The organism is Flavobacterium ustbae (genome assembly GCF_003946915.1).
Classification (GTDB): Bacteria; Bacteroidota; Bacteroidia; order Flavobacteriales; family Flavobacteriaceae; genus Flavobacterium; species Flavobacterium ustbae.
In genome coordinates this window covers 62,976-73,790 of sequence record NZ_RPOC01000020.1, presented here as the reverse complement: position 1 = coordinate 73,790, position 10,815 = coordinate 62,976, and the positions used below count along the sequence as shown (strand labels likewise).

The 10,815-nt window shown below is 33.1% G+C and carries 10 protein-coding genes; 5 read left to right on the top strand and 5 right to left on the bottom strand.

The window, feature by feature from the left end; all coding sequences use genetic code 11:
* Positions 1-213: 213 nt before the first annotated feature.
* The 3 genes from EG814_RS18660 (at position 214) to secA (ending at position 4,627) form a co-directional block, all read left to right on the top strand.
* Positions 214-783 carry a cob(I)yrinic acid a,c-diamide adenosyltransferase gene (locus EG814_RS18660; RefSeq protein ID WP_125723395.1) on the top strand — a complete coding sequence of 190 codons (570 nt, stop codon included), beginning with the start codon at positions 214-216 and terminating at the stop codon, positions 781-783.
* Between the two features lie 193 nt (positions 784-976).
* The gene (locus EG814_RS18655) at positions 977-1,198 is read left to right on the top strand and encodes a DUF2795 domain-containing protein (RefSeq protein ID WP_007138072.1); all 222 of its coding nucleotides are present in this window, start codon (positions 977-979) and stop codon (positions 1,196-1,198) included.
* Positions 1,199-1,285: 87 nt separating this feature from the next.
* Positions 1,286-4,627: a preprotein translocase subunit SecA gene (secA, locus tag EG814_RS18650; RefSeq protein ID WP_125723394.1), complete on the top strand. Its 3,342-nt coding sequence runs from the start codon at positions 1,286-1,288 to the stop codon at positions 4,625-4,627.
* Between the two features lie 135 nt (positions 4,628-4,762).
* On the opposite strand, the gene EG814_RS18645 is transcribed toward secA, so the two are convergent.
* From EG814_RS18645 to cysC, 5 genes are all read right to left on the bottom strand, one after another.
* On the bottom strand, positions 4,763-5,425 hold the full coding sequence (locus tag EG814_RS18645; protein ID WP_125723393.1) for a TrmH family RNA methyltransferase: 663 nt from the start codon (positions 5,423-5,425) through the stop codon (positions 4,763-4,765).
* On the bottom strand, positions 5,418-6,053 hold the full coding sequence (locus EG814_RS18640) for a hypothetical protein (protein ID WP_125723392.1): 636 nt from the start codon (positions 6,051-6,053) through the stop codon (positions 5,418-5,420). The genes EG814_RS18645 and EG814_RS18640 overlap by 8 nt, the downstream gene beginning before the upstream one ends.
* Positions 6,054-6,116: 63 nt before the next feature.
* Entirely contained in the window at positions 6,117-7,085 is a 969-nt protein-coding gene (locus EG814_RS18635; protein ID WP_125723391.1) for a sulfotransferase family protein, read from the bottom strand.
* Position 7,086: 1 nt separating this feature from the next.
* On the bottom strand, positions 7,087-7,776 hold the full coding sequence (locus EG814_RS18630) for an aspartyl/asparaginyl beta-hydroxylase domain-containing protein (RefSeq protein WP_125723390.1): 690 nt from the start codon (positions 7,774-7,776) through the stop codon (positions 7,087-7,089).
* Between the two features lie 4 nt (positions 7,777-7,780).
* Positions 7,781-8,308 (bottom strand): adenylyl-sulfate kinase, encoded by a 528-nt coding sequence (gene cysC / locus EG814_RS18625; protein WP_125723389.1) that lies wholly within the window; start codon positions 8,306-8,308, stop codon positions 7,781-7,783.
* A 164-nt stretch (positions 8,309-8,472) separates the two neighbouring features.
* On the opposite strand from cysC, the gene EG814_RS18620 reads away from it, so the two are divergent.
* The gene (locus EG814_RS18620) at positions 8,473-9,162 is read left to right on the top strand and encodes an SIR2 family NAD-dependent protein deacylase (RefSeq protein ID WP_125723388.1); all 690 of its coding nucleotides are present in this window, start codon (positions 8,473-8,475) and stop codon (positions 9,160-9,162) included.
* Positions 9,163-9,362: 200 nt separating this feature from the next.
* Positions 9,363-10,709, top strand: a complete 1,347-nt coding sequence (gene purB, locus EG814_RS18615; RefSeq protein ID WP_125723387.1) for an adenylosuccinate lyase — start codon at positions 9,363-9,365, stop codon at positions 10,707-10,709.
* Positions 10,710-10,815: the final 106 nt, after the last annotated feature.

Sequence of the window (10,815 nt, the reverse complement as noted above, 5' to 3'; positions counted from 1 at the left end):
AGATTTTAGATTTTAGATTTTAGATTTTAGATTTTAGATTTTAGATTTTAGATTTTAGATTTTAGATTTTAGATTTTAGATTTTAGATTTTAGATTTTAGATTTTAGATTTCTAAAAATTAATTCTTTGAATTAATTTTTAGAAAAAAACTTTGTCTCTTTGCTCCTTAGAACCTTAGTCCCTTAAAAAAAAACTTTAGAAGCTAAAAAAAAAATGAAAGTATATACCAAAACAGGCGACAAAGGAACCACAGCTCTTTTTGGTGGCACCCGTGTTCCAAAAGATCATATTAGAATTGACAGTTACGGGACTGTTGATGAACTAAACTCTTATATAGGATTAATTCGCGATCAGGAAATAGATTCACAATATAAAACCATTTTAATAGAAATTCAGGATCGTCTTTTTACAGTTGGTGCCATTTTGGCAACCCCACAGGAAAAAGAAGTTTTAAAAAACGGAAAACTTCGTTTGGAAAATCTTGGAATAATTGATTCAGATATCGAATTGCTCGAAAATGAAATAGATAAAATGGACGAAAGCCTTCCGCAAATGACTCATTTTGTCTTACCAGGTGGGCATCCAACTGTGTCACATTGTCATATTGCGCGATGTATTTGTCGCAGAGCAGAGCGCTTAGCCGTACATTTAAGTCATAATGAACACGTTCCAGAAATTGCAATAACGTACTTAAACCGACTTTCTGACTACCTTTTTGTCTTGGCACGAAAGTTGTCCTCAGACTTAAAAGCCGAGGAAGTGAAATGGATTCCCAGAAAATAAATTTCTGCAAATTTCAATTTTTCTAAATCCCAAATTCCAACAAAAATCGAAGTTTTACGGGCTGTTTTTGGAATTTGGAATTTGATTTTTGGAATTTTACAAGTGACGTTCTTAATTTTTATTAAAATAAATCAAAATTTACTTGTCTTTTTCAGTAAAAAATTTATTTTTGCACAAACTAAACAGATAACAGATGTATTGGACATTAGAATTAGCATCTTATTTAAGTGATGCGCCATGGCCTGCTAACAAAGATGAACTTATAGACTACGCTATTAGAGCTGGTGCTCCATTAGAAGTTGTAGAAAACCTTCAGTCTATCGAAGATGAAGGCGAGATATATGAATCAATGGAAGAAATTTGGCCTGATTATCCAACAGACGAAGATTATCTTTGGAATGAGGATGAATATTAAAAAATAAACCAAATGAAAAAGTCTCTCATCATAGAGGCTTTTTTTTTGGTTCAAATATATTATATAATAAAAGAAATACGATAAATCATGAGTTTCATAAACAGTATTATTAAAGTCTTTGTCGGCGATAAGTCCCAGAAAGATGTCAAAGCTTTACAACCTTACTTAAACAAAATTAAAACATTCGAAGCTCCTTTAATGAGTCTATCAAACGACGAATTAAGAGGAAGAACCGTTTATTTTAAAGATAGAATCAAAGAAGCTAGAGCTGATAAAGATGCTAAAATTGCTTCGCTTAAAGCGGAAGTAGAAAACATCGAAGACATCGATAAAAGAGAAGACATTTATGATGCTATAGATGCTCTTGAAAAAGAGGCTTATGAAATCTCTGAAAAAACTTTATTGGAAATTCTTCCAGAAGCTTTTTCTGTAGTAAAAGAAACAGCTCGCCGTTTTAAAGAAAACTCTCATATTGAAGTTACTGCAACTGCAAAAGACCGCGAATTCTCGGTTGCAAAATCATATATTACTATTGAAGGCGACAAAGCAATCTGGGCTAACAAATGGAATGCTGCCGGAAAAGATATCACTTGGGACATGATTCATTATGATGTTCAGTTAATTGGTGGTATGGTATTGCACGAAGGTAAAGTTGCCGAAATGCAAACGGGTGAAGGTAAAACTTTGGTTGCAACACTTCCACTTTACTTAAATGCCTTGACAGGAAATGGAGTTCACTTAGTAACAGTGAATGACTACTTGGCAAAACGTGATAGCACATGGAAAGCGCCTTTATTCGAGTTCCACGGTTTATCTGTTGATTGTATCGATAACCATCAACCAAGTACAGAACAAAGAAAAAAAGCATACGACGCCGATATCACTTACGGAACCAACAACGAATTTGGTTTTGACTACTTAAGAGATAACATGGCACATTCGCCAAGCGATTTAGTACAGAGAAAACACAATTTTGCGATTGTCGACGAGGTTGACTCGGTATTGATTGACGATGCAAGAACTCCTCTTATTATTTCTGGACCGGTTCCACAAGGAGATCGTCACGAATTCAACGAATTGAAACCAAAAATCGAAAACTTAGTTGCACAACAGCGTCAATTAGCGAATGGTTTCTTAGCTGAAGCTAAAAAATTAATCAAAGAAGGAAATACTAAAGATGGAGGTTTCTTATTATTAAGAGCTTACAGAAGTTTACCTAAAAATAAAGCATTAATTAAATTTTTAAGTGAAGAAGGAATTAAACAATTGCTTCAAAAAACTGAAAATCAATACATGCAAGACAACAATCGTGAAATGCACAAAGTCGATGAAGCTTTGTATTTTGTGATTGAAGAGAAAAACAATCAGGTTGAATTAACCGATAATGGTATTAAATACCTTTCTGGAGATACAGATTCAGATTTCTTCGTGCTACCAGATATTGGAACAGAAATCGCAGCAATTGAAAAACAAAAACTTGACAAAGACGCTGAAGCTGAAGCTAAAGAAAGATTATTCCAAGATTTTGGTGTAAAAAGCGAGCGTATCCACACTCTTACTCAGCTTTTAAAAGCATACGCTTTATTCGAAAAAGATGTAGAGTATGTTATCATGGACAACAAAATTATGATTGTCGATGAACAAACTGGTCGTATCATGGACGGACGTCGTTATTCTGACGGTCTTCACCAAGCGATCGAAGCAAAAGAAAACGTAAAAATCGAAGCTGCTACACAAACATTTGCTACAGTTACATTACAGAATTATTTCAGAATGTACAACAAACTGGCTGGTATGACTGGTACAGCCGTTACAGAAGCAGGCGAGTTATGGCAAATTTATAAATTGGACGTTGTTGAAATTCCAACAAACCGTGGAATTGCAAGAATTGATAAAGAAGACTATATCTATAAAACAACACGTGAGAAATTCAACGCGGTTATTGAAGACGTTACTGAATTATCTCATGCTGGAAGACCTGTATTGATCGGAACAACTTCTGTAGAGATTTCAGAATTATTAAGCCGTATGCTTAAAATGAGAGGAATTACACACAACGTATTGAATGCTAAAATGCACAAGCAAGAGGCGCAAATCGTTGAAGAAGCTGGTAAAGCTGGAGTTGTAACTATTGCAACAAACATGGCCGGTCGTGGTACCGATATTAAATTGTCTCCAGAAGTAAAAGCTGCGGGAGGTTTAGCAATCGTTGGTACAGAGCGTCATGATTCTCGTCGTGTAGACAGACAGTTGCGTGGTCGTTCTGGTCGTCAGGGAGATCCAGGAAGTTCTCAATTCTATGTTTCTCTTGAAGACAATTTAATGCGTTTATTCGGTTCTGAAAGAGTTGCGAAAGTAATGGACAGAATGGGACTTAAAGAAGGTGAAGTTATTCAGCATTCTATGATGACTAAATCTATCGAACGTGCTCAGAAAAAAGTAGAAGAAAATAACTTTGGTGTTCGTAAACGTTTATTAGAATATGATGATGTTATGAACTCTCAGCGTGAAGTAGTTTACAAACGTCGTCGTCATGCATTGTTTGGTGAGCGTTTGAAACTGGATATCGCGAATATGCTTTATGATACTTGCGAATTAATTGTAAGCAATAATAAAGTAGCAAATGATTTCAAAGGATTTGAATTTGATTTAATTCGTTATTTCGGAATCACTTCTCCAATTTCTGAGGCAGATTTTGCCAAATTAAATGATATCGAAGTTACTGGAAAAGTATACAAAGAAGCTTTAGCTTTCTACACTGAAAAAACAGAAAGAAGCGCAAGAGAAGCTTTCCCAATTATTAAAGGAGTTTTTGAAGAGCCAAACAATCATTTCGAAAGAATTGTAGTTCCATTTACAGACGGAATCAAAACGTTGAATGTGGTTACTGACTTGAAAAAAGCGTACGAAAGTGAAGGTGCTCAATTGATTGCTGATTTTGAGAAAAACATCACACTTTCTATTGTTGATGAAGCTTGGAAAAAACATTTACGCAAAATGGACGAATTGAAACAATCTGTTCAATTGGCTGTTCACGAACAAAAAGATCCATTGCTTATTTACAAATTAGAGGCTTTCAACTTGTTTAGATCGATGTTGGACAACGTTAACAAAGAAGTTATTTCATTCTTATTCAAAGGTGATTTACCTGCTCAAAACGTTCCAGAAATTCACGAAGCAAGTGAAGTTCGTCAAAAAGAAAACTTACAATTAAGTAAAGACGAAATTCCAAACAGCGAAAGCATTAACCGTGAAGCTGGACAAACACAAGAACGTCAGGTTACAGAAACTATCGTTAGAGATATGCCAAAAATCAACAGAAATGATACTGTTACAGTTCAAGAAGTTGCAACTGGTAAAACGGAAGAAATGAAGTTTAAAAAAGCAGAAAGCTTAATCGCTTCTGGTGAATGGGTTTTAGTGAAATAATAAACTCTTAATAAATACAAAATCCCCGATTACTATTGTAGCCGGGGATTTTTTTATAGTTTTTTTTTGCCACGAATTCACGAATTTTTTTTCTCATTTCTCTACAGAAAAAATTCGTGAATTCGTGGCTAATATTTATCTAGGATTATCTTCATAATAACGCGCTTCGATTCTTTTAATATCTTTAATAGAGTTTTTAGCCCAAAGCAATCGCTTTTCTAAAATTTCTTCATCAGAAAGATGCCAATTAATATCTGATCTTCTCAGTCTGTTTGTTATGTTTTGAATAACAATTGCTGCAGAAACCGAAATATTTAAACTTTCTGTAAAACCAACCATTGGAATTTTTAAGAAACCATCGGCATTGTCCATAATTTCTTGTGACAAACCTTCTTTTTCTGTTCCAAAAAATAAAGCACTTGGTTTTGTAATATCAAAATCTTCCAACATGCAATCTTTTTCATGTGGAGTTGTTGCAATAATTTGGTAACCTTTATTTCTTAAATCGGAAAGACAGCCAGAAACCGAATCAAATCTATTAATATCTACCCATTTTTGAGCACCTAAAGCAATTTCTTTATCGATTCTTTTTCCAAAACGCTGCTCAATTACATTCAATTCCTGAATTCCAAAAACTTCACAGCTTCTCATTACAGCACTTGTGTTATGCATTTGAAAAACATCTTCAACAGCCACTGTAAAATGTTTAGTACGATTCGTCAATACTTCTAAAAATCTTTCTTTTCGATTTTCTGTCAATATGTTTTCTAAGAATGCGAGGTAATTTAAATCAATCATTACTGGTATTTTTGTTTTCTATTATATTATTAATAACGCTATATAATACAAATGTATTCCAATCATTTTTATAGGAATAACCACGATTAAAATTTAAAGAATTTTCTTTGGAATAAACAGACACGTAAGTATTGTATTTTTTAATAGCTACATCATTCCAGGGAATAAGCTTTTTTTCTTGCTTTAAAAGTTTCGAAATTTCAAGAATAACTCCTTCTGAATTAATATGCACATCCCCAATAAAAAAAGATTCACCTCTTTTAAATTTCTCAATAAATGAAAGTGTTTTCTCTTCAAAATATAGATTCCATAGAGCATTTAATATATTAACATAGATCTCATGACATTCATGTTTTTTTATACCTAAATAAGTATTGAAATTAATTTTCAATATTTCATTATTGAAATTTCTGACATATAATTGATACTCTCTTCCAAATACAAATTTGTACTGATAGTAAGTTATCCCATAACGAAACTCTTTTATTTCGTTTACTTTAAAAAGCGTAAAACCATTATTAGCTAAATCTTTATCTTCAAATCTGATAAAATCTGAATGAAGATGAAGATCACGCTTATAATTATCTAAAAGACTTCTTTTAATTTTTACTTTTAATTCTGAAGACACTTTATTTCAATTTGGCGCAAAAGTACATTATTAATAAAACAGAAAGAAGGATTTAACTTATTTTCAACGCGCCAACTGTTCACTAACCTTTTTATTTAATTTCTGATGAAGCAAATTAGCTTTTGTTAAATCAATAATCAAGGTATCATTTTCGTATGAATCTCCGATAAAAACATTGTTTTCATTTTTAGAATGTTTCTGTAAACGCTCAAACATTTTATTGAGTACATCGGGATAATATTTCAGGTTTGAAAAAGAAACGAAATGCTCTATTACTTTTTTCATTCCCTCATTATAATTCAACATAATCACATTCTCATCTGTTTCATAATAATCTAGAAAACTTTGAAAATATTTTTCCAGAACCAAAGCTTGATACTGTTGCAAACTTACTTGTTCTATTTCTTCAGAAGTAATTCCGAAAACACTCGACGGAATTAAATTAGGAACCATGTGCATCCCTGCCATCTTTTGGTGTGATCTTAAAACTTCTCCGGGATTTCGAAACAATAATGCAAAAGGAATTTCTGGAAAAACCGATCTTAAATAAGACGCTTTAAAAATACTCCACGCATCCAATTTTATAATTAAATGCTTCTGTTCTGGAAACCTCTTTTGCCCTAATAATCTCAAAACCGATTTTAGCAAATCTGTTTTCATATTTTCGTCAAAAGCATCACTTCTCAAAATTTGATCAATAATAGGAGCTTCAGAAACCATAATATTTTCAGATGAAGTTGCTAGAGACTGACTCAACATCGTAGATCCGCATCTTGAAACATGAAAAACCAATCCTTTTAATTCGACAAAATTGAGTTCTTTAGACCAATTAATTAAATTTTCTACTGTGCTTGTAAATTTAAAACGCTTTAAATTATAACTATGGCTTTTACATTTGACAATAGTTTCTTCAAAAAAAGGTTCTGCAAAAGGAATGTCTGAGAAATACATCCATTCAAAATAAACTTCATCATCTTTTTTAACCAATTTAATCGGAATCCAGTTTGCAATAAGATCTTTTATATTTTCCATTTTATGCATTCATTTGTGATTGAAGTTCCGCAATAAGGCGAGCACTAATTTCTGACGGATTTCTAGAAAGCTCTGCAATTATCTGTTTTTTCACCTCATTTGAATATTCATTCTTTGGCACATAATTTACATCAAAACCCATTTTAGAAAACAATTCATCAGACCATTCATTTCTTATACAATCTAGGGTTAAGTGAATTCTAGGTTCCAAACTTTTATTCTGTACGCTATGCGGTAATTGAAAATTAGCATACCAACACTCTCCCATTTTCATCGGAACCCGTTTGTGATCTACATAAAAATAGACTTCAGAATTGGTAATTATAGGAACGTGAATCCTAAAAAAACCATCTTCATACGAAGTATCATTATCAACATGTTCTTTAATCTCGCTATCAGGTCCGAGTCTTAATAATCGTACCGCTTCTTTTTCGCATCTAAACCAATCCATTATTTCTTTAAAATAAGGGCAGCTGTCAAGCAAAGGTGTATTTTTATATTCTTTATCTGGAAAAGATAAAATATCATTTTCTAAACCCGATTGCGATCGCAAAGAAACACTTGTCCATTTTCCTTCATATCGATTGGTATTAAAATGCGGAGTCCATAAATTGGTTTCGCAAGTCACTAAATCGTTCTGCAATTTTTCTATCGAAAAAGAAATTGGAAGTTGGCAGGAAGAAGGATTCATAAGCCTAAGAATTTAAATTGCTAATTATAAAGTTGTACAGTTTATGGGCAGAAACCGAAACTGTTTCTGAATCTGTTTTTAATACTAAATCTGCTTTGTTTGGAATTTCAAAAACATCGCTAATTCCTGTAAATTTTCTAATTTTATTTTGATCATCATCTGGCAATAATGCTCTTTTGTACAATCCTTTTGGATCTCTTTCAATCAAATTCTGAATCGTACAATCCAGAAATACCGTTTTTACAAAGTCAAAAGACCTTAATTCGTTTCTAAGATTTTCATACGGATTGATAACCGACATCAAGACAATTTTCTTTTCCCCAATCAAAGCTCGGCCAACGCTAAAAAGACGTCTTACATTTTCGCAGCGGTCTTCTTTAGAAAATCCTAAATCTTTACAAATTGTCTGACGGTAAACATCGCCATCTACGACTTCAGCTTCATAATTATTTTGAAGCAAAAGATGCCTCACATTTTCTGCCAAAGTCGTTTTTCCTGAACCAGATAGTCCTGTAAATTGAATTAAAATCATTTAGAATCACTTATAAAAACCCAGCCTTAAAACTAACCAATTAAAAAAGAGAGAGAAAGAGTATAAATACCCATTATTTTCTTTTGACAGAGTAGGTAATCCTTGCTTTTTTCGGAACATTCGAACCAAGAAATCACTATTTTTATCTTTTAATAAAACGAAGAATGAAAAAGAAACTTGTTGTTTTAACCGGAGCCGGAATTAGCGCTGAGAGCGGAATAAAAACTTTTCGTGACAGCGATGGTTTATGGGAAGGTCATGATGTAATGGAAGTTGCAACTCCAGAAGGCTGGCATAAAAATCAGGAATTGGTGTTGGATTTTTACAACAAAAGGCGCCAGCAATTAAAAGAAGTAAATCCGAATCTGGGTCATATTATTTTGGCTGAATTGGAAAAAGATTTCGACGTACACATTATTACACAAAACGTTGATGATTTGCACGAACGCGCTGGAAGTACAAAAGTTTTGCATTTGCACGGCGAATTGCTAAAAGTAAGAAGCACGCAGCATAAAAACTTGATTTTAGATTGGACAGAAGATTTGGTTACGGGAGATTTAGATGCCAACGGCCATCAATTGCGTCCGCATATTGTTTGGTTTGGCGAAGAAGTTCCTGCACTCGAAGAAGCGATCGACATTACTGAAACAGCAGATTATTTTGCCGTAATCGGGACTTCACTGCAAGTTTATCCTGCAGCTGGATTAATTGCTTACACTCCAAATACAACTCCCGTTTTTTATATTGATCCAAAACCTATTGCAATTCCGAATCTTAGAAATAAAGTTGAAACGATCGCAAAATTTGCTTCTGAAGGAGTTGCAGATTTAAGAACAAGATTAAATTCATTTTAAAGACATAAAAATTAAACACAAATTTAGCACGAAGATTATATTGGTCGAATAATTTAAGATAATAGAAAAATCTGTGCTAATTCGTGAAATTTGTGTTTTGCCAATCTTTTCCATTTTAAAATGCTTTCAATTGACTTTGTGATTACTTTAAATCCGTAAATTCTGTTTATATTTGCACCTTTCGAAAAAACAACATAACAATGACTACTCTAAACGAATTGAATGCTATATCGCCAATTGACGGAAGATATAGAAATAAAACTCAAAATTTAGCACCTTTTTTCTCTGAAGAAGCTTTAATAAAATACCGCGTTTTAGTTGAAGTGGAATACTTCATTGCTTTATGCCAAATTCCATTGCCTCAACTGCAAGGGATTGACTCTAGCTTATTTGAAAGCTTGAGAAATATCTACACAAACTTTTCAACTGAAGATGCACTTTGGATTAAAGAAACAGAAAAAGTAACCAATCACGACGTAAAAGCGGTTGAATACTTTATTAAAGATGCTTTTGAAAAATTAGGTTTATCTCAATACAAAGAGTTCATTCACTTCGGATTAACATCTCAAGATATTAATAATACTGCCATTCCGCTTTCTACAAAAGAAGCGTTTGAGCAAGTTTATATGCCGACTTTAATTGCGGTAATTGCCAAATTAAAAGAATTAAGTGTGGAATGGAAAGACATTCCAATGTTGGCGCGTACACACGGACAGCCAGCTTCTCCTACTCGTCTAGGAAAAGAAATTTTGGTATTTGTTGAGCGTTTAGAAGAGCAAATGCGTTTGTTGTTCAACATTCCGTTTGCGGCAAAATTTGGAGGAGCAACAGGAAACTTCAATGCACACCACGTAGCGTATCCACAAATTGACTGGAAACAATTCGGAAATAAATTTGTTGAAACCGACCTTGGTTTAAAACATTCATTCCCAACAACACAAATTGAACATTACGATCATTTTGCAGCTTTCTTTGATGCTTTAAAAAGAATCAACACCATTATTATCGATCTAGATCGTGATATTTGGACGTATGTTTCAATGGATTATTTTAAACAAAAAATTAAAGCTGGAGAAATTGGTTCATCTGCAATGCCACATAAAGTAAACCCAATTGATTTTGAAAATTCTGAAGGAAACTTAGGAATTGCAAATGCTATTTTTGAGCATTTATCAGCAAAATTACCAATTTCAAGATTACAGCGTGATTTAACAGATAGCACTGTTTTACGTAACGTTGGAGTTCCGTTTGGACATACTGTTATTGCTTTTGAAGCAACTCTAAAAGGTTTGAACAAATTGCTTTTAAACGAAAATAAATTTGCAGAAGATTTAGAGAAAAACTGGGCAGTTGTAGCAGAAGCTATCCAGACTATTCTACGTCGTGAAGCATATCCAAATCCATACGAAGCTTTAAAAGGCTTAACAAGAACCAATGAAGCAATCGACAAAAACGCGATTCATAATTTCATTGCAACTTTAGAAGTTTCAGATGCGGTTAGAGCAGAATTATTAGCTATAACTCCTAGTAATTACACAGGAATTTAAGAAAAATACCAAATATTTTACCAAAAAAAGCTATCTTTATCGGGATAGCTTTTTTTATTTAATTCGGAGCCAAACCAGTATAAACAAACCACTTACAATAAAAAAG

Coding starts and splice junctions, on each gene's coding strand:
- EG814_RS18660 (WP_125723395.1), top strand. CDS start 214: ATGAAAGTATATACCAAAACAGGCGACAAAGGAACCACAGCTCTTTTT.
- EG814_RS18655 (WP_007138072.1), top strand. CDS start 977: ATGTATTGGACATTAGAATTAGCATCTTATTTAAGTGATGCGCCATGG.
- secA (WP_125723394.1), top strand. CDS start 1,286: ATGAGTTTCATAAACAGTATTATTAAAGTCTTTGTCGGCGATAAGTCC.
- EG814_RS18645 (WP_125723393.1), bottom strand. CDS start 5,425: ATGATTGATTTAAATTACCTCGCATTCTTAGAAAACATATTGACAGAA.
- EG814_RS18635 (WP_125723391.1), bottom strand. CDS start 7,085: ATGGAAAATATAAAAGATCTTATTGCAAACTGGATTCCGATTAAATTG.
- EG814_RS18630 (WP_125723390.1), bottom strand. CDS start 7,776: ATGAATCCTTCTTCCTGCCAACTTCCAATTTCTTTTTCGATAGAAAAA.
- cysC (WP_125723389.1), bottom strand. CDS start 8,308: ATGATTTTAATTCAATTTACAGGACTATCTGGTTCAGGAAAAACGACT.
- EG814_RS18620 (WP_125723388.1), top strand. CDS start 8,473: ATGAAAAAGAAACTTGTTGTTTTAACCGGAGCCGGAATTAGCGCTGAG.
- purB (WP_125723387.1), top strand. CDS start 9,363: ATGACTACTCTAAACGAATTGAATGCTATATCGCCAATTGACGGAAGA.